The following is a 22,144-nucleotide window of genomic DNA, read 5'->3' on the forward strand; positions in this document are numbered from 1 at the left end:
AACGCGCGCGTGCGCGCCCACGGGCGGCCCGCGTGCGCACGAAACGAAGAGAGCCGCCCGACGTGCGTCGAGCGGCTCTCTCGGTGTGCGAGGTCGCGAGCGCGAGCTCAGCCCGGGCCCTCGATCTCCGGCGGGCGCGGCGGGACGAGGAAGTAGACGATGCGCGAGTCGAGCGGCGAGCCGTCACCACGCACCGTGAGGCGCGCACGGAAGACCTGCGGCGTGAGCGCGGGCATCACGGTGTCGTTCTGGCGCGGCACGACGTCCCAGCAGACGCGGTTGCCCGCGGTCACCGACGGGAACGTCTCGTGGACTCCATCGGGCGGTCCCGAGGGGAACGCCGACGCGTCCTCGGTCGTGATCGCGGAGCAGCCCGCGGTCGTCGTGTTCGTCTCGAGGTGCTGGATGAACTGCAGCGCGTCACCCGCGTCCTCGGGCTCGTCGCTCGCCTCGATGGTCACGCGCAGCGGCACGCCGCGGACGATGTCGCGGACCGCCTGCACCGTGGACGTCACGACCGCCGAGTCGACCGCGCGGTAGACGAAGGGCTGACCGCTCGCGTCCAGCGTGCCCGACGCGGTGCCGATCGCGCGTGCGACCGACTCGGGCGTGCCCGTTCCGTCGTCGTCGTCGGTGCCGACGAGGCTGATGAAGCGGATGTTCTGCCCGCGCAGCGCGGCGCCGGCGCCCGCCGCGTTGTAGGTCGAGCACGCGCTACCGCTGCACTGCTGGTCGGCATCGGTGATCTGGATGTAGATGCGGATCGCCTCGGGGCGGTACCCACCGCAGCCGATGCCGGTCGTCGCGCAGTTCGCGCAGCCGGTCGTCGCGCGGTCCGCGACGCAATACGGCGGATGGTACGGCGCCTCGCTGCCGCCGCCGCCGGTGCCGGGGATCGCCGCCGCGGTCGCCGCGGGATCCGCCTGCAGCCCGACGCGGTTGCGGAACGTGTGGAGATCGTCCCACGTCGCCACGCCGGTCCACATGTCCGGCAGGCACCCGTCGCCCGCGTTGGGATCGGTGATGCACGCGCCGGCGAAGCAGACGCCCGCAGCGCAGTCGCTGTCGTTCGCGCACGCGCCACCGGTCGGCGCGCAGCGGAGCGCGTTGATGATCGCGGGCACGCCGGTCGTCGCGTTCCGCATCGCGTCGAGCTCGGCGCGCATCGAGCCGGTCGTGTCGAAGCTGAAGTACACGTCGGCGAACTGCACGTTCGTGCGGAACGAGAGCGTGTCGCGCGTCGGATCGGGCGGCATCATGTAGGGGACGACGAATACGAAGTCGCCGCGCGTGCGCGGGTTGTCGGTGTTCAGCAGCGGATCGGTCCCCGCGGCGACCTCGATCAGATCGCTGATGCCGTCGCCGTCGCTGTCGGCCGCGTTCGGGCGCGTGCCGTGCGTCATCACCTCGTCGCGATCGCTGAGACCGTCGGAGTCGGAGTCGGGATCGCGGAAGTCGTCGATGCCGTCCTCGTCGGTGTCGACCGGCGGCGACGTGATGTCCGCATCGCCCGCTTCGCCGCTGTCCGGGATCGAGTCCTCGTCGGAGTCGGTGTCGAGGAAGTCCGGCGTGCCGTCGGAGTCGGTGTCGGCGTCGCCCTCGTGGCCATCGAGGATCGTGTCGTCGTCCGCGTCGGGATCGTGGTAGTCGGCGGTGCCGTCACCGTCGCTGTCGACCGGCGGCAGCGCGCCGCGCAGCTCGCGCGCGTCGGCGAGGTTGTCGCCGTCGTCGTCCATGTCGGCGTGGTTGGGACGACCGTCGCCGTCGACGTCGCCGGGCGCTTCCTCCGCGTCGGGGATGCCGTTGTTGTCGGAGTCGTCGTCGACGAAATCGGGGCGCGTGTCGCTGTCGGTGTCGCGCGGCGGCGTGCGCGGGTCGGTGTCGCCGGCCTCGTCGCGATCGAACAGGCCGTCACCGTCGCTGTCGTCGTCGCGGTAGTCGGGCGTTCCGTCCGAGTCGGTGTCGCGATTGCTCGAGCGACCTTCGTCGGCGTCGGAGATCCCGTCGCCGTCCTCGTCGGCGACCGCGACGTCACCGTCGCCTCCCACGCTGCCGTCGCGCCGACGATCCGGTGTGGGCTCGTCACATGCGCTGACCGTGCAGAGGAGCGAGAGGGCGATCAGAGAGCTGAAGAGAAGACGGCGAACGGCGTACGACATGGTCGCGAGACTACCATCGCCAACCGACGTTGGATCAATCCCGCCCCCCGGCCTTTTTCGCAAGATCGCACCGAGGGTCCAGGCCCGGGCACCCGGACCCTCGGCCCCCACGCTCACATCGACAGGCCGCCGTCGACGTCGATGCAGTAGCCGTTGAAGTACTCGCACTCGATCGAGAATTTCACGGCCTTCCAGAGGTCCTCGGGCTCACCGATGCGGCCGACCGGGATCGACGCGACGAGCGCCTCGCGCGCCTTCGGGTTCATGCCGCGCGTCATCGGCGTCTCGACCATGCCCGGCGCGATCGCGACCGCGCGGATGCCGAACGCCGCGAACTCGCGGCACCACGTCACCGCGTTCGCGGCGAGCGCGGCCTTCGCGCTCACGTAGTTGCTCTGCCCGCGGTTGCCGTGGCGCGCGACCGACGACATCGAGATCACGACGCCCGGGCGCTGATCGCGACGCACCATCTCCGCGACCGTCTCGCGCACCATCACCGTCGCGCCGGTCAGGTTCACCGCGATGACCGCGTTCCACTGATCGTCGGAGAGCGTGACGACCTCGCCGGTCGCCTTGTCCTTCTTCACCAGGAGGCCGTCGCGCAGGATGCCCGCGTTGTTCACGAGCACGTTCACGCCGCCCATCGCGTCGGCCGCCCACTTCACGAACGCGGCGCAGTCCTTGGTGTCGCTCACGTCGAGGCGACGGCGGTGGATCCCCGGCGGCAGCTCCGCGAGCGCCTGCTCGTTCACGTCGCCGGCCGCGACCTGCGCGCCCGCCTCCGCGAGACGCTTCGCGAAGTGCGCGCCCATGCCCTGCGCGCCACCGGTGACGATCGCCTTGACGTCCTTGAGCTCCATCTCGGTCTCCTGTTTGGGGCGCGCATCGTATCGCCGCGCGTCGATCCGTCGCGTGAAGATCCACACGCCCTCGCCGCCGCGATCTACGATCTCGCGGTCGCATGACCCATCGCGCGCCGCGCTTCGATCGGCCCATCGACGTGGAGGAGCACATCCGTCTCCTCCCTCACGGCGCGTCGTGCAAGGGGCTCTTCTTCAACGATCCGATCGCGCGACTGCGACGCGTCGATCCGCGCCATCCGATCCTCGCGTCGAACCAGATCGCGGGGCGCCGCTACGTGCCGTTCTTCGACTATCCGTACTCCGACTTCATGCGCTTGCTCGTCGCGACCGCGCGCGCGGTGTATCCGTCGGCGCCGCTCGGAGAGGGCCTGCGACGTCTCGGTGGCGCGGGCTATCAGGCGCTGCTCGAGAGCCAGGTCGGCAAGGTGCTCTTCGGCGTGTTCGGATCGAGCTTCGCGCAGGTCGCGCGCGTCGGCGCGCGCGGCTGGGCGGTGTCGGTGAGCTTCGGTCGCGTCGAGCTCGAAGACGTCGGCGAGCGACACATCCGATATCACTTCCACGAGCTGCCGGCGTTCCTCGAGACCTATCAGGTCGGCGCGGTCGAGGGAGCAATGAGCGCGTGTGGCGTCGAGGGCGAGGTGCGCGTGGACCTGCGCGATCTCGGCAGCGGCAGCTTCGACGTGCAGTGGTCCGCGGATTGAGCGCACGCTGCGTCGTGCCGCGCGTGTCCCGGCGCGCGATGTCGCAAGGTTTCTCGGCGTTTTCCCGGTGACGAACACACGCGAGTGGCCCGCGCGCTGCACTGCGGGTGCGGCCATGAAGATCACGTTCGTCCTACCGGTGTTCGATCTCTCGGGCGGCGTACGCGTCGTCGCGCAGTACGCGCAGCGGCTCCACGAGCGAGGGCACGAGGTGCTCGTCGTCGGATGCCCGCCCGTGTCGCCCAGGCTGCGCACGCGGCTCCGCAGCTGGGCTCGTGGACGCGGCGCGGGACCGCATCCCACGCAGGGAGCGTCGCACCTCGACGGCCTCGACGTGCCGCATCGACTGCTCGACCGCGCGAGGCCGGTGCGCGCATCCGATCTGCCCGACGCCGACGTCGTCGTCGCGACGTGGTGGGAGACGGCGGAGTGGGTCGCGGCGCTCCCGCCGCGCAAAGGCGTGAAGGTGCACTTCGTCCAGAACGACGAGGCGCACCCCGAGTGGCTCGCGCCTTCGCAGCGCGCGCGCGCCGTGTCCGCGATGCGCCTTCCGCTCGCGAAGATCACGATCTCGCGATCGCTCGATCGCATGCTGCGCGAGGCCCACGGCGCGAAGGACGTGGCGGTCGTGCCGAACGCGGTCGAGCTCGACGTCTTCCACGCGCGCCCGCGCGGCAAACGAGCGCGACCGACCGTCGGTCTGCTCTACTCGGACAACCCGCTGAAGGGCGTCGACGTGAGCCTGCGCGCGCTCGAGCTCGTGAAGCGCGCGGTGCCCGAGCTGCAGATCGTCGCGTTCGGCGTGCACGCGCCGGTGCCTGCGCTGCCGCTGCCTCCGGGCACGCGCTTCGAGCAGCGACCGCCGCAGCACCTCATCCGCACGCTCTACGCGTCGTGCGACGTGTGGCTGTGCGGCAGCCGATGCGAGGGCTATCACCTGCCGCCGCTCGAAGCGATGGCGTGCCGGGTGCCCGTGGTGTCGACGCGCGTCGGCGGCCCCGACGACAACGTGATCGACGGCGAGAACGGATACCTCGTGGCGATCGAGGACGCGGAAGCGCTCGCGGCGCGCACGATCGGCGTGCTCTGCGCGAGCCCCGAGCAGTGGCGCGAGATGTCGGACGCGGCCCATCGCACCGCGACGTCGTGGACCTACGACGACGCGACGCGCGCGCTCGAGCACGCGCTCGAGCGATGCATCGCTCGCTCGCCCGTGCGCGCGCTGCACCGCCCTGCCCCGCCGCCGCGCGTCACGCGTTTCGCGAGCGAGCTCGCGATGCGGGTGCGCGCCGCGATGGGCGCGTGATCACGGCACGAGCGACGAGCGGGGCCGCACCTGCTGCAGCACCAGCACGAGCGGCCCTTCGAGGGCGAGCGGTCCGTGCACCGCGCCGCCCTCCTCGCGCGCCCCGCTCGAGTCGAGCGCCACGAACCACTCGTCGCCCGCGAGCGCGCGCGGCAGCCGCAGCTCGATCGGACCGCGCTGCGCGCAGAAGAAGACGTAGAACGAGTCGCCCACGAGCGGCGCGCCGCTCGCGTCGCGCGCTCCGATCCGCATGCCGTCGAGGTGCATCCCGAGGCTGCGCACGTGCGGCGTCGTCCACTCGCGCTCGGACATCGGCGCGCCGTCGTGACGGTACCAAGCGACGTCTCCGTCGCCACGGAAGAACGTGTGCCGGCGGAACACCGGATGCGCGCGCCGCAGCGCGAGCAGCGCGCGCGTGTGCTCGAGCAGCGCGCGATCGCGACCGTTCCAGTCGACCCAGCTCGTCTCGTCGTCGAGGCAGTACGCGTTGTTGTTGCCGAGCTGGCTGCGGCCCATCTCGTCGCCCGCGAGCAGCAGCGGCACGCCCTGCGAGAGGAAGATCGTCGCGAGGAAGTTGCGCTGCTGTCGTGCGCGCAGCGCGTTGATCGTCGGGTCGTCGGTCGGGCCCTCGACGCCGTGGTTGTCGCTGCGGTTGTCGCTAGTGCCGTCGCGGTTGTCCTCGCCGTTGCGCTCGTTGTGCTTGCGCTCGTAGCTCACGAGATCGCGCAGCGTGAAGCCGTCGTGCGCGGTCACGAAGTTCACGCTCGCGAAGGGTCGACGGCCGTTGTTCGCGTAGAGATCGGCACTGCCCGCGACGCGCGTCGCGAGCTCACCGACGCTGCCGGGATCGGCGCGCCAGAAGCGACGCACCGCGTCGCGGTACTTGCCGTTCCACTCGCTCCAGTGCGGAGGGAAGCGCCCGACGTGATAGCCGTCCCACCCGATGTCCCAGGGCTCCGCGATCAGCTTCACGCGGCTGACGATCGGGTCCTGCTGCACGACGTCGAGGAACGACGAGAGGCCCGCCGCGCCGTGCTCTCCGCGCGCGAGCGCGGCCGCGAGATCGAAGCGGAACCCGTCGACGTGGAACTCCTCCACCCAGTGGCGGAGCGAGTCCATGATGAGCTGCAGCACGTGCGGCTGCGTCGCGTCGAGCGTGTTGCCGCAGCCCGTGAAGTCCTGATAGCGGCTCGGATTCTGCGGATCCAAGCGGTAGTACGACGCATTGTCGAGCCCGCGGAAGCACAGCGTCGGGCCTCGGTGATCGCCCTCGCCGGTGTGGTTGTAGACGACGTCGAGCAGCACCTCGATGCGCGCTTCGTGCATCGCCTTGATCGCGCTCTTGAGCTCGCTGATCGGATCGGCGCCGCGACGTGCATAGCCCGCGTGGGGCGCGAAGTAGCCGATCGTGTTGTAGCCCCAGTAGTTCACGAGCCCGCGTCGCACGAGGTGCGGCTCGCTCGCGAACGTGTGGATCGGCATGAGCTCGACGCTCGTCACGCCGAGGCGCACGAGGTGATCGATCGCCGCGGGGTGCGCGAGGCCCGCGTAGGTGCCGCGCAGCGCGGGCGGGATCGCGGGGTGCCGCGCGGTGAAGCCCTTCACGTGCAGCTCGTAGAGCACGGTGTCGTGCCACGGCACGCGCGGCGGACGATCGTGGCCCCAGTCGAAGAACGGATGGGTCACGACCGAGCGCGGCACGAAGGGCGCGCTGTCGCGATCGTCGCGCACGTTCTCGTCGCTCTCGCGATGACCGAGGGTCTCGGGCGCGGCCGAGACGTCGCCGACGATCGACTTCGCGTAGGGATCGAGCAGCAGCTTCTGCGGGTTGCAGCGATGCCCGCGCGAAGGATCCCAGGGCCCGTGGACGCGATAGCCGTAGCGCGTGCCCGGCCCCACGTCGGGCAGGAAGCAGTGCCAGCGATAGCCGGTGCGCTCGAGCATCTCGACGCGCCGCTCGTGGCCCGCGTCGTCGAAGAGGCAGAGCTCGACACGCTCCGCCACGTCGGAGAAGACGCAGAAGTTCGTGCCGGTGCCGTCCCACGTCGCCCCGAGCGGCTCGGGCTCGCCGGGGCGGCTCTCGGCAGGTGCGGAGTGGCGCCGCGCGTCGTTCATCGCGGCGCGATCGTACGGACAGGAGGGCCTCGTGTCGCGTTCGTTCGTCTCGGGCCCCCGCGCGATCGGGCAGTGCGCGTGTGGGCATCACATCGAGCACACCGCGGGCACGGCGAGCGTGAGGTCGGCGATCGTGGCCGCGCCCGCCGACGCGGCGAGGCGCGGCGCGGAGGCCGCCGGAAAGGGCGTGTCGAGCCCGATGGCGGTGTTCGTCGTCACGTACGCCGGCTCGGCGCTGCACGGTCCTCCGTCGAGCGCGCGATCCTCGAGGCGCACCACGAGCCCGCTCGCGTGCTCCCCTCCGCTCGGCGCGTACGTGACCCCGACCGCGACGAGCTCTCCGCTCGCTGACACCGCGCCCGCGGTGAGCCACTGCGAGCCCTCGTCACTCGAGTAGGTCCGCTGCCACGTCACGTTGCCCGACGCGTTCAGCCCGAGGATCCACCCGCGCCAGCGCGACGCGTCGCCGAACGCGCTGGTGCGACCGAGCACGACGTAGCCGCCGTCGATCGCGACGACGTCGAATCCCTCGCTCGCGCCCGCACCGCCGAACGTGCGCTGCCATCGGATGGTCCCGTCCTCCGCGACCGAGATCGCCCAGATGCGGCGGCGTTGGTTGCCGAACCGGAGGCTCGCGGTGCCGACCGCGACCACACCTCCGTCGTGCGCGGGGACGAGGGCGCGGAGCACGTTCGCCTCGTCGGTCGCGTTCTGGTTCTCGTGGATGCGCCACACGTCGCGACCGTCGGCCGCGACACGCGCGAGGTCGGCGTAGTACGCGCCGATCGTGTCGGTGCGCGTCTGCCCGGCCACCACGACGCTTCCGTCTCCGAGGCGCAGCGCGTCGAGCACCGCGCCGCCCCCCGCGCCGCGCTGCGCGACGATCGCGCCGCTGCCGTCGATCGTGGTCACGACGATGCGCTGATCGTCCGCGAGGGCGAGCCCGGAGATCAGATACCGATCGCCCCCGAGCGCGCGGATCGACGCCGCGTCGTAGTTGTACGAGGCCGAGGCGATCGCGCGCTGCCATCGCACCGTGCCGTCGCGCGCGAAGCGCACCACGAACGCCGCCCACAGGCGCGGCCCGAAGCTGCCGGTCTGACCCGCGGCGATCACCTCGCCGTCGTCGGTGAGCGCGACCGAGGTGAAGCGATCGTAGCTCGCGCCTCCGAGGGTCCGCGCCCAGATGACCGTTCCATCACGATCGATGCGCGCCGCGATCGCCTCGTCGCTGCCCGCGCCGTAGACCGGCGACTCGCCGACGACGACGAAGCTGCCGTCGTCGAGCAGCACGACGTCGCGGAAGTTGTGGGCGCCGCCGAGGCCGTACGCGCGCGCCCACGACGTGGGCATCGGCGGGCCGGCGTCGGGCGTCGACGCGTCGTGCCCGGCATCGGGCACGGGAGGCGCGGCGTCGGGCTCGGGAGACGCGGCGTCGAGCTCGCTCCCCGCGTCGACCGCGGCGTCGCCGGGGTCGACGAGCGCAGCGTCCATCGCCTCGCCCGCGTCGGGATCGCTCGCAGCGTCGGGCTCGGCCACACCGGCGTCGGGCTCGACCGCCTGCGCAGCGTCCGGGTCGGTGTCGGAGCTCGCGTCACACGCGGTGAGCGCGAGGAGCGTGGAGACGATCGTGAGGGCTCGAAGCGCGCGGGTGAGCACGGCGCGATGGTGCGTCGCGCGGCCCCCGCGCTCCCACCGATGGCGTGAAGTGCGAATCCGGTGGCGCGCTCGATGGTCGGCGGAGGTGCGCGTGCGCGGCGTCCCCGGACGTGGGATCTAGACCCGCGATGCGCCAGACGATCCGGGCTGGATCCTTCGTGGCGCGCGTGGAGAAGCGCGCGTCGTACCTGCTCGTCGTGGAGGGCGACGACGACATCACGGCCGAGCAGATGCGCGAGTACCTCGACGAGGTGGACCGCGCGGCCGAGCGCGCCGGCACCAAGAGCGTGATGTTCGACGCGCGCGGCAACCACGGCCCCTACGTCGCCGACGTGCACGCCGAGCGCTGGGCGTTCCTCACCGTGCGCACGAAGCTCGAGCGCGTGGCGGTGCTCCTGCCGCGCGAGCTCGACGTGTCGCGCGTCAACATGACGGCGATCGCCAAGCGCGGGAAGGCGCGCGTGCGCGCGTTCGCCGACGAGGCCTCCGCCGAGAAGTGGCTCGCGAGCGGCTGAGCCCCCGGCGGAGTGCTCGTCCCGCAGGTCCCGGACGGGAGCGCGCGAAGCGCGCGGACGGGAGGGACCGGCGGGCGAGCCGATGTTTCGACAGCCCCCGGCGGAGTGCTCGTCCCGCAGCTCCCGGACGGGAGCGCGCGAAGCGCGCGGACGGGAGGGACCGGCGGGCGAGCCGATGTTTCGACAGCCCCCGGCGGAGTGCTCGTCCCGCACGGGAGCGCGCGGGCGAGCCGATGTTTCTTCGAGCGCTCACACCGCGAGCGGGTGCTCGCGGTACCACGCCACGACGTCGCGCGCGGTCTCGTCGAAGCTCCGGAAGCGCACGCCGAGATCGCGCTCGGCGCGCGCCGAGCTCACGAGGTGCCCGTCGCGCATGGTCTTCACGCCGACGCGGGTGATCGTCACCGAGCGTCCGGTGGCCCGCGACCAGAGCTCGGCGAGCGTCGCGTAGATCATCAAGAACCAGAACGGGATGCGCAGCCGCGGCGCGGCGATCCCGCTCGCGCGCTCGAGCGACCCGACGATCTGCGCGAGCGTGAGCGGCCGACCGCCGACGATGTAGCGCGCGCCATGGGCGCCTCGCTGCGCCGCGGCGACGGTCGCGCTCGCCACGTCGCGCGCGTCGACCACCGAGGTGCCTCCCGGCGGCACACCGGGCAGCCGGCGCGCGAGGAAGTCGAGCGCGAGGCGGCCCGCGTTCGTCGGGCCCTCGTCGCCCGGTCCCCACATCCAGCCGGGCAGGATCTCGATCACGCGCATCCCGCTCGCCGGCGTGAACGCGCGGATCTTCGCGTCGCCCTCGACCTTGCTGCGGAAGTAGAGGTTCTCCTGCGCGATCGCGGGCGGCGGCGTGTCCTCGTCGCCCGGCGATCCATCGGGCTTCGCGCCGATCGTGCCGCTCGAGCTCGTGTGCACGAAGCGCGCGACGCCGCGCGCGTCGGCCTCGCGCATCAGCGCGAGCGTCGCCTTCACGTTCACGTCCTCGAGCAGCATCGCGTGATCGCCGGGCTGGTAGTACTCGCGGAAGTACGCCGCGGTGTGCACCACCGCGTCGCAGCCCTCGAGCTCGTGTGCGAACGCGCCGACGTCGCGCACGTCGCCCACGACCCAGCGCGCGCCGGTCGCGCCGATCATGCGGCGTGCCTTGGCGTCGGAGCGCACGAGGCCGATCACCTCGTGCCCGGCCCCGCGCAGCTGGTGCACCACGTGGTGCCCGAGGAGCCCGGTCGCTCCCGTGACGAAGATCTTCATCGCGTGTGCCTCCTGGAATCCGAACGATCCTTCGGATATGAAGATGTGAAGGATCCTTCGGGTTCACCATTCGCATTCCGCGAGGAGCACGAGATGACCGCGATCGCGCCGAGAAAGCGGCCCGTCCAGGCGAGGTCGAAGGCGACCGTCGAGGCCATCCTCGAGGCGAGCGCTCGGGTTCTGGTCGCGGGCGGCTACGCCGAGCTCACCACGACGCGCGTCGCGGCGGCGGCCGGCGTGGGGATCGGCACGCTCTACCAGTACTTCCCGTCGAAGGAGGCGCTGGTCGTCGCGCTGCTCGAGCGGAGCATGAGCGACCTCGAGCGCGCGATCGGCGCCGCGATGGGGGCGCTCGAGGAGCCGACGCTCGACGACACGATCGAGGCGATGATCGACGGGCTCCTCGCCGCGAAGCGGGCGCGGCCGGAGCTCAAGGCCGCGCTGCGCAGACAGCTCCCGAAGGTCGAGGGCGAGGCGCTGGTGCGCACCACGATGCGGAAGCTGCAGTCGCTGGTGCGTGCCGCGCTCGACGCGCACGCCGACGAGCTGCCCGGTGTGGATCGCGAGCTCGCGGCGGCGGTGCTCACGACCGCGGTCGAGGGCGCGGTGTCGTCGGCGCTCGACTTCGCGCCACGGCTCCTGAAGTCGCGCGAGTTCCGCGACGCGATGGTCGATCTCGTGCGCGGTTATCTGCGCGAGGCGATGAGGAAGGCGAAGAAGCGCGCTCGCTGACGAGCGACGTGCTCGGCCGGCTATCCTCTGCGCGCATGCGCGCCCTCCTCTCTCTCGCGCTGCTCGCGCTCCTCACGAGCTGCGGCGCTCGCACCACCACGATGACGACACCTCCTCCCGAGCCCACCACGACTCCACCGACCACCGAGATCGCCGCGGGCCCACCGCGCCCCGAAGACGTGCCCCAGGTCGGCTCGGTGCAGGTCGGCCTCGCGGGCGCGACCGAGCCCGACGTCGTTCGTTATCTGCTGGTCCGCACTGCGTACGCGGGACGCCTCGCGCCCGACGGATCGTGGCTCTCGTTCCGCAGCTCGATCACCGGCGAGCCGCAGCTCTGGACCGTCTCGTCGGAAGGCGGCTGGCCCGAGCAGCGCACGTTCGGACAGTCGGTCACGTTCCACGACGTCTCGCCCGCGGGTGATTGGATCGCGTACGGCACCGATCGCGCCGGCAACGAGCGCGAGGGCTTCTACCTCGTGCGCCCCGACGGAACACACGAGCGCGAGCTGCTCCCGCCGAGCGAGTCGTTCCGCGCGTTCGGCGGCTTCTCGCGCGACGGATCGAAGATCGCGTACGCGACGACCGACGGCTCGAGCGATCGCTTCGTGATCCACGTCGTCGATCTCGCGAGCGGCCAGGACCGCGAGGTGCACGCGGGCGGCGTCGGCTACTACGTCGCGGCGTGGCGTCCCGACGGCGGCGCGCTGGTGATCGGCGAGATCCGCGGGGAGGACGCGAACGATCTGCACCTGCTCGATCTCGCGAGCGGCGAGCTCACCACGCTCTTCGCGCCGCGCGAGGAGCCCTCGACGTACTCGTCGATCGAGTGGCTGCCCGACTCGAGCGGGTTCTATCTCGTCAGCGACCAAGGTCGGGACTTCGCCGCGCTCGCGTTCGTCGACGCGCGGACGCGCGCGCTCTCGTTCGTCGAGACCCCCGCGCACGACGTCGAGCAGGTCGCGGTCTCGCACGACGGGCGCGTGCTCGCGTGGACCGAGAACACCGGCGGTCGCTCCACGCTGCAGGTGCGCGATCGCCGCACGAACCGTGCGATGCCGATCCCCGCGGACCTGCCGCCCGGCACCTATCGCATCGCGTTCGCGGAGCACGCCGACGTGATGTCGATCGACGTGTCGAGCCCGCGCGTGCCCGGCGACGTGTGGATCTGGGATCTGCGCGATCGCTCGCTGCGTCGCGCGACACGCTCGACGCTCGCGGGCATCGATGCGACGGCGCTCGTCGAGCCCGAGCACGTCGACTTCCCGGCGCGCGACGGCGAGACGATCCACGGCCTGCTCTATCTGCCGCCCGGTGAGCGCACGTCGTTGCCGCCGGTGCTGCTCAACGTGCACGGAGGGCCGACCGCGCAGGCGCGCCCGGCGTTCTCCGCGGTGCAGCAATATCTGCTCGCGCGTGGGATCGCGATCTTCGATCTCAACTTCCGCGGATCGACGGGATATGGAAAGCGCTATGCGCGCCTCGACAACCAGCGATCGCGACCGAACGCAGTGAACGACATGGCGGACGCGCTCGACTGGCTCGCTGGAAGCGGGAGAGTCGACGCGTCACGCGCCGCGGTGATGGGCGGCAGCTACGGCGGATTCATGACGTTCGCCGCACTGGTGCACTTCCCCGATCGATTCCGCGCCGGCGTCTCGTTCGTCGGAGTCAGCGACTGGGTCACTGCGCTCGAGGGTGCCAGTCCGCAACTGCGCGCCTCGGATCGACTGGAGTACGGCGACATCGACGATCCGGGAGATCGCGAGTTCTTCGTGCAGCTCTCGCCGATCACGCACATCGAGCGGATGCGCGCGCCGCTCCTCGTCGAGCACGGCGCGAACGATCCGCGCGATCCGGTGAGCGAGTCCGATCGCTTCGTGCGCGCGGCGCGCGCGCAGGGGGTCGAGGTCGAGTACCTGCGCTTCCCCGACGAAGGTCACGGGGTGCGTCAGCTCCGCAATCGCGTGCACATGTATCGGCAGATCGCCGCGTTCCTCGAGCGGCATCTCCGCTAGAACGTCCCGAACACACTGGCGCCGACGGTCTGGCCGCTGGTGCTCGACGTCGACGTCGAGAGCAGCGGCGCGACGGCCCACGTCACGTCGGGCGCCTCGCGGTGACCGGCGTGCTGCTCGCCGCGCTCGGGCACGATCGCGAGCGGCACGAGATAGCCGACCAGGAATCCGGTGAGCGCGCCGACGAGCACGTCGGACAGATAGTGTCGATCGGACAGCACGCGCAGCATGCCGGTCGTCGCCGCCATCGCGACGGAGACCGCGCACGACGCGCCGTCCGCCGCGGCATCGCCGTAGAGCCCGCGCGACGCGTGCATCGCGCACGAGAAGCCCGCCGACGTGAACGCGACGCCGGTGTGCAGGCTGTAGAACGACTGGTACGTGTCCTGACCGTCGGTGCACCCCGGTCGCGACGGGTCCTCCGTGCACTCGCGCGAGTACGGTCGGGCGCGCCCCGCGCCGAGCTTGATCACCTGTCCCACGCTCAGCGTGAGGCCGAGCGCGAGCGCGTACGCCGCGCTCGCCTGCCACGCGAGATCGGGATCGCCCTGCACCAGCGGCACGAGCGTGGCGTCGATCGCCGCAGCCTGGAACACGGTCACCATCAGCGAGACGTCGCTGATCACGCGCGCGATCTCCTGCGCGTCGACGCCGCGCAGCCGGAACGCACCGCGGAATGGCTCGTCGAGGAGCACGCCGCCGCGCCACGTGCCCGCGACCATGCGCTGCTCGATGGTCGGCGTGAAGAGGAAGAGCCGCACGCCCGAGCCGAGCGTGACGAGGCTCCCGGTGAGCGCCGAGCCGGCGTACGGCACGACGGGCGTGCGTCGCGCGTCGACCGATTGTGCGGACGCGACGCGATGCGACAGCGCGACGCCCACGACCGCGAGCGAGACCAGGACCAGCCTTCTCCTCACGCGCCCTCCCAACGTATTCGACATACGCGCGCTCGCGCGGCTGGCGAGAGCGATCGTCGGCGACGGCGAGCCAAGCTAAGTCGCGCGCTCGAATGCGCCAGCCCCGAGATCGCACGTGCGGGGCGCACGAGCGCGCGCCGGTCCCGTGTGTACCTGCGCGCGCTCGTCGATCCGTCAGAGGATGTCGTCCTCGGTGCCCGGCTGACCGTCGGCGCCCATCGAGCGCACCCAGACGTCGCCGCCCTCGCACTCGATCACGAACTCGTGGTCCCAGGGATCGCGCGCGCGGCCTTGCCCGTTGAGCATGCGCGACTCCATCAGCTCGCTCGTGGTCGGGCAGTCGCGCGAGCCCGTGCTCGCGAGGTACGCGACTGCCGCGCTCTGCATCGTCGCGGCGTCGGCGCGCGCCTGCCGCTCGCGCGAGTCGATCAACGCGGGCAGCACGGCCATGCCGACCGCGGTCGCGATCATCGCCATGATGATCACGACGATCATCACCTCGACCAACGTCATGCCGGCGCGACGCCTCCGCCGCGCTGCTCTCTTCGTCGGGCTCATCGGACTCCTCCTCGGCTCGCATCGGACGCGCGAGCGCGACGAGGCGCAGAGCACGCGAGGTGCCACGCGAATTCGCGCGTTCCTCGCGCGATCGCGGCACTCCGCGTGACATCGTGACGAGGGCCGCGCGCGGTCGCGCGACCCGCTGTCACTCCGCGTCGATCACTCCGGGCAGACGGCCGCCGCCGGGCACGCGCCCGTCGCGCAGCGGTTCTGCACGCCCGCGGGATCGCACGCCGCGCCGGCGCCGAGCACCGGGCGCAGCGTGACCTGGAGCGCGTGGGGCGCGGTCCCACTGCCGATGCCGCCGAACATCTCGACCATCAGGAAGTACGTCCCGCCCGCCAGGTCGCGCTCTTCGATCGTGCTCTGGAGGTTCGACATCGCCGCGTCGTCGTTGCACGCGAGCTCGGTGCCCGAGTCGGGGCACACCGCGCGCAACGCGAGGATCGTGTCGGTGCTGCCGGTGCCCGGCAGGTCGGTCGTCGCGATCAGATCGAACGTGCCCTCGGGCACCACGACCGAGTACGCGCGCTCCGCGCCGCGGCTGCCGGTGCCGACCGCGCAGCCCTGCTCGTAGTGGCCGTAGCCCGCGCCCGTCGTGCCCGTGACCGTCGCGGTCGTCGCGGTGGTCGTCGGCGCCTCGATCGCGATCACCGTCGCGCCCGTGCACACCGCCGCCGCGGGGCCGGTCACGGTGCAGGTGCCGTCGCCGCCGCACGTCATCGGGAGCCGGCACACGTGCTCGTCGTCGCACGCCTCGCCGAGGCCCACGAGCTCGGCCTCCTCGACCTCGACCTCGAGCGGCGCGCTCGTCGCGAACGCCGAGTCGAACGCGCGCAGCACGACGCGGCTCACCATCGCCGAGCGCATGAACGCCGCGAGCGTCACCTCGCTGCCGAGCACGAGCGCGCGCCCGTCGTACGCCGCGGTCGTCGGCCGCTCGTCGAAGAACACGGTGAACACGTCGCCGTCCATCGTCGCCGCGCCGTCGCCGTAGATGTCGAGCAGCTCGCCCGTCGGCCCGAGGAAGTTCATCGCGACACCGACCGCGTCGGCCTCCGCGTCCTCGCCCACCGCGCCGACCAGCACGTCCTGGTTGGCGAGCCGCACGAAGCCCGACGTCAGCGTGGGCGCGGTGTCGGGGCGCGCCGTGATGTCGAGCCGCACGACGCCGCGATCGACGGTGCCCTGCTCGGCCGGCGGCGAGCTGTAGCCGGTCACGACGATGTACAGGACCTCGCCGCCCGTCGCGGTGAACGCGCCGCGGCTGCGGAACTCGACCGCATCGACGTCGTCGAAGCAGGTCGGCGGGAAGATCCCCTGCGGCACGTCCTCACACGTGCGCCGGACCTGCAGAACCGTGTTGAACGTGTCGGAGGTCCCGGCGAGCGTGTCGAGCTCGATCGCGACGAGGCCCGAGCCCGGCACGTGGAGCTCGACGACCTCCTGCGGCGCCCAGCGGAGCTCGGCCGCGGGGTTGCCGCAGCTCAGCCCGAGATCGCGCGGTCGCTCCTCCGTCATCGCCGTGTCGAAAGTCACACTGCTCGGGGTGCCCATGACCGGCTCGACGACGGTCGTGGTCGCGCACGAGAGCGGCGGACCGGCGTCCGGCGTCGACCCCGCGTCCGCGTCGGATCCCCCGTCGGGCCTTGGGTTCTCGTCGCATGCAGCGAGGACGAGCGAGAGGGCGAGGAGGGACGAGCGAGCGATGCCGCGATGCATGGCGCGACTGGATAGCAGAGCGCTGGTGAACGCGACACAGGCTTTGACATGCACGACGCCGACACGAATGCTCGGCGCCTCGATGAGCCGATCTCGATTCTTCGTCGCACTTCACTGCGTGCTCGTTCTCACCGCGTGCAACGAGAGCTCGCCCCCAGCCGACGACGCCGGCACCGACGCGCTCGTCGCCAGCGAGCTCTTCGGGCCCTGCGTGGAGGACTCGCAATGCCCCGGCGAGGGCGCGGTCTGCCGCCGTGACGACCACGGGTTCCCCGGCGGCCACTGCTCGGTCCCGTGCGACGATCGCACGCCCTGCGACGCCTTCGGCTCGTACCACCACTGCGTGCGCCGCGAGGGCGAGACCCAGTCGTACTGCGAGCAGAGGTGCCGCAACGGGCTCGACTGCGGGCGCGTGGCCTACACGTGCGCGGGCGAGCTCCCGCCGTCGGGCGGCGTGTGCATCGGCGTGTGCTCGAGCGATGCCGAGTGCAGCACGGGCTACACGTGCGAGCGCAACTCCGCGCAGTGCGTGCCCGCGGGCACCAGCGAGCCGAGCGGCGCCGCGGTCGGCGAGCCCTGCGGCGGTGACGACGAGTGCCGCAGCGCGGCCTGCCTGCTCGAGGCGAACGGCGGCACGCCGAGCGGCTTCGTCGGTGGCTCGTGCATCGGCCGCTGCATCCTGCCGGCCGGCTACAACAGCAACTTCTTCTTCTCGGGCCCGGTCCTGCCGCGCGCGGGCTGCGCGGGCGAGACCGACGTGTGCTTCCCCGACGGCAGCCTCACCGAGGGCGACCTCGGCGTGTGCCTCGACGGCTGCACGTCGTCCGCCGACTGCCGCCCCGGCTACGCGTGCCGCCAGACGTTCCAGACGGCGAGCTCGAGCGCGTCGTTCGAGAACGGCGTGTGTCTGCCGATCGACTGCGCGAGCACCGCGTGCCCGACCGGTTACCAGTGTCGCCAAGTCCCCCGCAGTGACGGCAGCGTCAGCAACGTCTGCGGCCGATGAGCTCAGGAGATTCTCCGATGCGCACCGTTCGTCTCGTCATCTCGTTCGCTCTCCTCGTCGTCCAGCTCGCGGGCTGCGGCTCGAACGACGCGGGAGATCCCGACGCCGGCTCGACCACGGCGGACTCCGGCGACCCCGCGCAGTGCGCGCCCCCCGAGGGTCCGTACGGCACGAGCGAAGGGCGCACGCTGCGCCCGTTCACGCTGAACCGCTGCGACGGCACGCCGTTCGAGTTCTATGGCGCCGCCGAGGGTTATTGCGACGCGACCTTCACGGTCCTGACGATCGCGGCCGGCTGGTGCCAACCCTGTCACATGGAAGCCGCGCTCATCCAGTCGAACATCGCGGAGGCGTACGCCGATCGCGGTGTCCGCGTGGTCCAGGTCCTGATCCAGGATCCCGGGCCCGCGCCTCCGACGCCCGCGTACTGCCAGCAGTGGGTCGAGAACTACGGGATCACGTTCCCCGAGCTGACCGATCCCAACCAGCTCACCCAGATCTACTTCCCCGACAACGCGCTGCCCGCCACGCTGATCGTCGACTCGAACGGCGTGATCGTGCACCACGAGGTCGGCGTCTCGAACGAGCTCGAGACGATCACCGCCGCGCTCGATCGACTGCTCGGCGAGTGACGCGCCTCCGCGCCACGCGTGCGATCCAGGGCGCCCTCGCCCTGGCGCTCGCAGCTTTCGCGTTGGTCTCGCCAGCGCCGGCACACGCCGACGATCTCTCGTTCGAGCTGCCTTTCATCGGGACGACGACGTTCTCGATGACCAGCACGACGACGCTGCGCTACCGCGGCAACAACTACGACTTCAATCGTTACGACGACGACTTCGGATCGCTCTACCAGCGCTTCGATCTCGCGCTCCAGAGCGACGAGCTGCGCCTCGAGGTCCGCCTCGACGCGTTCCTGCCCACGACGATCTTCGAGCAGACGCGCTGCCCGCCGGGCGACGAGGTGCTCTGCTACGTCACGTGGGACGTGCGTCCCGAGCGCATCGCGCTGCGCTGGGAGCACGACGAGTGGCTCGTCGAGGCGGGCGACTCGCAGCTCGTGCTCGGGCGCGGCATCGCGCTCGCGTTCCGGAAGGTCGATCTGCTCGCGGTCGACAACGCGCTCCGCGGCGGGCACGTGCGCTACGACGGATCGCACGTCGACGCGCGCCTCCACGTCGGCCTCGCGAACCCGCAGAACCAGGATCCGATCACGCTGGGCATCGTCGCCGAGCCCGAGGATCTGGTGATCGCGGGCGAGGTCGAGCTGACGGTGCCGAGCGACGTCCCGCTGACGATCGGCCTCCACGGCGATCGCGTGTGGTTCATGGACGACCCGCTCGTCGCGTTCGAGCACCGCACGGTCGACGTCGCGGGCTGGAGCGTCGAGGCGCCCGCGCTCTTCGACGGGCGTCTCGCCATCTACGGCGAGGCGAACGGGCTGCGCCGCACGTACACGTTCGACGGGCGCGACGAGCAGGAATTCGGTCGCGCGGTGTACGCGAGCGCGCAGGTGCAGGGCGACGAGCTCACCGTGCTCGTCGAGTGGGCGGACTACGAGAACTACCTCGTCGCGCCGAGCACGACCGAGGCCCAGGCGTCGCGCATCTACAGCGCCGCGCCGACGCTCGAGTACGAAGGGCCACAGCTCCTGCGCGGCGTCGGCAATCGACGCGGTGGCGCGGTGCGCATCGACTACGCGTTCCTGCCCGGGCCGTGGAGCTTCTCGGTGAACGAGGCGCTCTACGGCTTCGGCGAGCACGGGCGCGATCCCTGGGACGGCACCTTGGTCAGCCACACCTGGGGCTCGCTCGCGCGTCGCCAGGAGTTCGGCGAAGAGTTCGTGTGGTCGACGAACGTGGTGCTCGGCTATCGCCACGAGCAGTTCCTCCACGATCCCGACGAGAGCTCCGCGCAGACCGGCATCGGCTCGCTCGATCGCCGCATGGTGCACGGGCAGGTCGAGGTGACGGTCGGCAGCGGCGAGCACTCGTTCGACGTGTCGGTCGACCACCGCGTCGAGACGTGGTTCCTCGGGTTCGACGACTACCGCGACTTCCAGGTCGGCGGCGCGTCGATCACGTACTCGTGGGGCGTTCCGCTCGCGCTCACGGTCGCGCTGCGGTGGAGCGACTTCCGCCTCGACGAGCTGATGCGTCGCGAGCAGCCCGAGTACGACTACAACGTGCTCGGCGGCGCGTGGTACCCGTCGATCGAGGCGCGCTGGAGCTTCGACCCGGGAACGTTCCTGAAGGCGTTCGTCGGTCAGACCCCGGGCGGGCAGATCTGCTCCGGTGGCGTGTGCCGCACGGTCCCTGCGTTCGAGGGATTCATGCTGCAGTTCGTCGGTCGCCTGTGACGGCGATGAAGTCTCGCGACCAAGGTTGCGTCGGAGGATGTCGATGGCAGTGCTTGTTGGTTCGCGGACTCACCGCCGCGAAATCTCGCGACTCTCGCTCGTGCTCGCGCTCGGCGCGACGATCACCGCCGCGTCGATGGCCGCGGTCCCGGCCAGCACGCCCGTCCTCGGCGCGTCGAGCGCGCTCGCGCGCGTGGGTGGCCGACCCCCGCCGTTCACGCTCCCTGCGGCGACCGGTGGCCCGTCGCGCGGTGAGTTCCGCATGGCCGATCACCTCGGGCAGCACCCCGTCGTGATCCTCTTCTGGGCGACGTGGTGCGTGCCCTGCCAGCAGGAGCTGCCCTTCTACCAGTCGCTCTACGAGCGCTATCGCGAGCGCGGGCTGCGCGTCGTCGGCATCAGCATGGACGACGCGCGCACCGTGATGCGCGCGGGCCCCGCCGCACGCCGGCTCGGCGTGACCTTCGACGTCGTCACCGACCTCGACACCCGCATCACCACGCAGATCAACCCGCGCCGCAGCGCGCCGTTCAGCATCTGGGTGGATCGCGACGGGCGCATCGTGTGGGAGCGCGAAGGCTTCGCGCCCGCCGAGCAGCAGGCGATCAGCGAGGGCGTCGCGCGTCTCGTGCAGTGAGTCCTTGCCGGAGTGCTCGTCCCGCAGATCCCGGACGGGAGCGCGCGAAGCGCGCCGACGCCAGGGACCGGCGGGCGAGCCGATTTGAGTCCTCGGCGAATGATCGATCACTCGGCGACGACGAACGCGTAGTCGCAGAGCTCGGCCGCGCCCTCGAGCTCTTCCTCGAGCAGCGGCATCACCACGCGGTACGGCTCCGCGCCCCGACGCGCTGCACGCTGCGGGATGCCGAGCCCGCCCTGCACGTGCACGCGCCCCGCGAGCACCACCATGCGCGCCGGGGCGCCTTCGCTCGCGAGCGTCGACGCGACGCGCTCGGCCATCGTCTCGTCCCACACGAGCTGCGCGAGATAGAAGCGCTCGAGCACCGCCGGCTCCATGCCAGGGTGCTCGCCGAACGCCTCCATGATCATCGCGCGATGGGCCGCGTCGTCGGTGACCATCTCCGCGGGGAGCTCGGCGCGCAGCTCGGGCGTGAGCGCGGCATCGCCCTGGCGCGCGATGGTGCGCGTCAGCTCGCGACGCGCGTTGAGCGCGACCACCGGCGCGCCCGCATCCCGCGCGAGCTCGAGGATCGGACGATAGAGCGCGAAGTCCATGTTCCAGCGCTCCTGCCACTCGGTCGCGCGGAGCATCTCGGCCTCGTCGATCGAGCGCGCGACGTACGCGTCGAGCGGCGCCTGGAACGGACGCTGGAACATCTCCATCCCGATCGCGAGCGAGCCACCGCGCGCGAGCAACGCCGCGATCACCGCGCGCTGGGCCTCGTGATCGGCCGCCGCATCGTGTCGCTCGCCGACGTAGACGACGCGCGCGACGTCGAGCGCGATCGCGAGCTCCTCGAGCGTCATCCGCGCGCCGGTGCGCACGTCGACGATCGGCGTCGACGGAGACGAGCGCGGCGTCGTGCGCTCGGTCGCCGCCGGCGCGCCCCCGCACGCCGCGATCACGAGCGCGGCCGACGCCGCGAAGAGAGCACGCGCGATCAATCGGGCTGGTAGCCGGGGCAGTCGTAGATGTTGAACGTGAGGGGCGTCGTGCGCGCGGTCGGGCCCGGCGCGGTGAGCTCGCGATCGATGTTCGGCGCCGCCTCGGGCGAGATGCCGACGCAGAAGATCTGACCCGAGATCAGCGCGCGCCCTTCGTCGTCACGGCCGAACGAGACGCCGCTGACCTGACAGGGCTGGGCGGCGCTCGGCGGGTTGCCGCCGCAGCCGCCGACGTACTGGTTGTCGTCGAGCACGCGCACCTGGCAGCCCGCGGGCGCCGGCGTCGCGCCGCCGAGCGGGAACGTCGCGTTCTGCACCTGGATGCCGAAGTCGTCGGCGAACGCGCTGAAGTTGAGCGTGCGCGCGTCGGAGGTCTCGGTGACGTTGCACGAGATGCGCGCGCCCTCGCCGTCGAATCCGTCGACGAAGCGATCGGGGTACGCCGTGCAGCCGAGCATCTCGTCGCAGCGCAGCCGCCACTCGATGTAGGCGTACACACCGGCCGGGCCGGAGTCGGTGCAGCTGGTGAGCGAGGCCGCGATCGTGGCCGCGAGGAAGACGAAGCGTGCGTGGCGCATGGGTTCTCCTGGGCAGAGGCTAGCAAAAGCCCCGTCGCGACCGCTACTTGCAGCGCGGAGCC

Annotated in this window: 19 protein-coding genes; 9 read left to right on the plus strand and 10 right to left on the minus strand. The window is 71.6% G+C overall.

Annotated elements, in window-relative coordinates; translation table 11 throughout:
- Nucleotides 1-107: 107 nt before the first annotated feature.
- On the minus strand, nucleotides 108-2,159 hold the full coding sequence (locus I5071_RS28085) for a hypothetical protein (protein ID WP_236516030.1): 2,052 nt from the start codon (nucleotides 2,157-2,159) through the stop codon (nucleotides 108-110).
- A gap of 113 nt (nucleotides 2,160-2,272) precedes the next feature.
- Nucleotides 2,273-3,019 carry an SDR family oxidoreductase gene (locus I5071_RS28090; protein ID WP_236516031.1) on the minus strand — a complete coding sequence of 249 codons (747 nt, stop codon included), beginning with the start codon at nucleotides 3,017-3,019 and terminating at the stop codon, nucleotides 2,273-2,275.
- Between the two features lie 101 nt (nucleotides 3,020-3,120).
- On the opposite strand from I5071_RS28090, the gene I5071_RS28095 reads away from it, so the two are divergent.
- Both I5071_RS28095 and I5071_RS28100 read left to right on the plus strand, forming a co-directional pair.
- On the plus strand, nucleotides 3,121-3,723 hold the full coding sequence (locus I5071_RS28095) for a DUF2378 family protein (protein ID WP_236516033.1): 603 nt from the start codon (nucleotides 3,121-3,123) through the stop codon (nucleotides 3,721-3,723).
- Nucleotides 3,724-3,838: 115 nt separating this feature from the next.
- Nucleotides 3,839-5,029 (plus strand): glycosyltransferase family 4 protein, encoded by a 1,191-nt coding sequence (locus I5071_RS28100; RefSeq protein WP_236516034.1) that lies wholly within the window; start codon nucleotides 3,839-3,841, stop codon nucleotides 5,027-5,029.
- Here the strand turns inward: I5071_RS28100 and glgX are convergent, their stop codons facing one another.
- Together glgX and I5071_RS28110 are read right to left on the minus strand one after the other, a co-directional pair.
- On the minus strand, nucleotides 5,030-7,144 hold the full coding sequence (gene glgX, locus I5071_RS28105) for a glycogen debranching protein GlgX (RefSeq protein WP_236516036.1): 2,115 nt from the start codon (nucleotides 7,142-7,144) through the stop codon (nucleotides 5,030-5,032). It abuts the gene before it with no gap.
- Between the two features lie 87 nt (nucleotides 7,145-7,231).
- The gene (locus I5071_RS28110; RefSeq protein ID WP_236516037.1) at nucleotides 7,232-8,803 is read right to left on the minus strand and encodes a hypothetical protein; all 1,572 of its coding nucleotides are present in this window, start codon (nucleotides 8,801-8,803) and stop codon (nucleotides 7,232-7,234) included.
- Between the two features lie 158 nt (nucleotides 8,804-8,961).
- On the opposite strand from I5071_RS28110, the gene I5071_RS28115 reads away from it, so the two are divergent.
- On the plus strand, nucleotides 8,962-9,318 hold the full coding sequence (locus I5071_RS28115; protein ID WP_236516039.1) for an STAS/SEC14 domain-containing protein: 357 nt from the start codon (nucleotides 8,962-8,964) through the stop codon (nucleotides 9,316-9,318).
- Nucleotides 9,319-9,567: 249 nt separating this feature from the next.
- Here the strand turns inward: I5071_RS28115 and I5071_RS28120 are convergent, their stop codons facing one another.
- On the minus strand, nucleotides 9,568-10,569 hold the full coding sequence (locus tag I5071_RS28120) for an NAD-dependent epimerase/dehydratase family protein (RefSeq protein ID WP_236516040.1): 1,002 nt from the start codon (nucleotides 10,567-10,569) through the stop codon (nucleotides 9,568-9,570).
- Between the two features lie 93 nt (nucleotides 10,570-10,662).
- Here I5071_RS28120 and I5071_RS28125 point away from each other — a divergent pair, with 93 nt between their 5' ends.
- Complete coding sequence (locus tag I5071_RS28125; protein ID WP_236516042.1) at nucleotides 10,663-11,301, plus strand: TetR/AcrR family transcriptional regulator; 639 nt, start codon at nucleotides 10,663-10,665, stop codon at nucleotides 11,299-11,301.
- Between the two features lie 35 nt (nucleotides 11,302-11,336).
- Nucleotides 11,337-13,316, plus strand: a complete 1,980-nt coding sequence (locus I5071_RS28130) for an alpha/beta hydrolase family protein (RefSeq protein WP_236516044.1) — start codon at nucleotides 11,337-11,339, stop codon at nucleotides 13,314-13,316.
- On the opposite strand, the gene I5071_RS28135 is transcribed toward I5071_RS28130, so the two are convergent.
- The 3 genes from I5071_RS28135 to I5071_RS28145 all read right to left on the minus strand — a co-directional run bounded on the left by I5071_RS28135 (nucleotide 13,313) and on the right by I5071_RS28145 (nucleotide 16,315).
- Nucleotides 13,313-14,233, minus strand: a complete 921-nt coding sequence (locus tag I5071_RS28135) for a phosphatase PAP2 family protein (RefSeq protein WP_236516046.1) — start codon at nucleotides 14,231-14,233, stop codon at nucleotides 13,313-13,315. The genes I5071_RS28130 and I5071_RS28135 overlap by 4 nt on opposite strands.
- A 174-nt stretch (nucleotides 14,234-14,407) precedes the next feature.
- The gene (locus I5071_RS28140; protein WP_236516048.1) at nucleotides 14,408-14,791 is read right to left on the minus strand and encodes a prepilin-type N-terminal cleavage/methylation domain-containing protein; all 384 of its coding nucleotides are present in this window, start codon (nucleotides 14,789-14,791) and stop codon (nucleotides 14,408-14,410) included.
- Between the two features lie 162 nt (nucleotides 14,792-14,953).
- On the minus strand, nucleotides 14,954-16,315 hold the full coding sequence (locus I5071_RS28145) for a hypothetical protein (RefSeq protein ID WP_236516050.1): 1,362 nt from the start codon (nucleotides 16,313-16,315) through the stop codon (nucleotides 14,954-14,956).
- A 283-nt stretch (nucleotides 16,316-16,598) separates the two neighbouring features.
- On the opposite strand from I5071_RS28145, the gene I5071_RS28150 reads away from it, so the two are divergent.
- From I5071_RS28150 to I5071_RS28165, 4 genes are all read left to right on the plus strand, one after another.
- A complete protein-coding gene (locus I5071_RS28150; protein ID WP_236516052.1) occupies nucleotides 16,599-17,522 on the plus strand; it encodes a hypothetical protein in 924 nt (307 codons plus the stop codon).
- 17 nt (nucleotides 17,523-17,539) lie between these two features.
- The gene (locus I5071_RS28155) at nucleotides 17,540-18,154 is read left to right on the plus strand and encodes a TlpA family protein disulfide reductase (protein WP_236516053.1); all 615 of its coding nucleotides are present in this window, start codon (nucleotides 17,540-17,542) and stop codon (nucleotides 18,152-18,154) included.
- 137 nt (nucleotides 18,155-18,291) lie between these two features.
- Nucleotides 18,292-19,878, plus strand: a complete 1,587-nt coding sequence (locus tag I5071_RS28160; RefSeq protein WP_236516062.1) for a hypothetical protein — start codon at nucleotides 18,292-18,294, stop codon at nucleotides 19,876-19,878.
- 37 nt (nucleotides 19,879-19,915) lie between these two features.
- A complete protein-coding gene (locus I5071_RS28165) occupies nucleotides 19,916-20,515 on the plus strand; it encodes a TlpA family protein disulfide reductase (RefSeq protein ID WP_236516064.1) in 600 nt (199 codons plus the stop codon).
- A 107-nt stretch (nucleotides 20,516-20,622) separates the two neighbouring features.
- On the opposite strand, the gene I5071_RS28170 is transcribed toward I5071_RS28165, so the two are convergent.
- Nucleotides 20,623-21,504 carry a ChaN family lipoprotein gene (locus I5071_RS28170; protein WP_236516065.1) on the minus strand — a complete coding sequence of 294 codons (882 nt, stop codon included), beginning with the start codon at nucleotides 21,502-21,504 and terminating at the stop codon, nucleotides 20,623-20,625.
- On the minus strand, nucleotides 21,501-22,082 hold the full coding sequence (locus I5071_RS28175; RefSeq protein WP_236516067.1) for a hypothetical protein: 582 nt from the start codon (nucleotides 22,080-22,082) through the stop codon (nucleotides 21,501-21,503). The genes I5071_RS28170 and I5071_RS28175 overlap by 4 nt, the downstream gene beginning before the upstream one ends.
- Nucleotides 22,083-22,144: the final 62 nt, after the last annotated feature.

This window comes from Sandaracinus amylolyticus, assembly GCF_021631985.1.
Classification (GTDB): Bacteria; Myxococcota_A; Polyangia; order Polyangiales; family Sandaracinaceae; genus Sandaracinus; species Sandaracinus amylolyticus_A.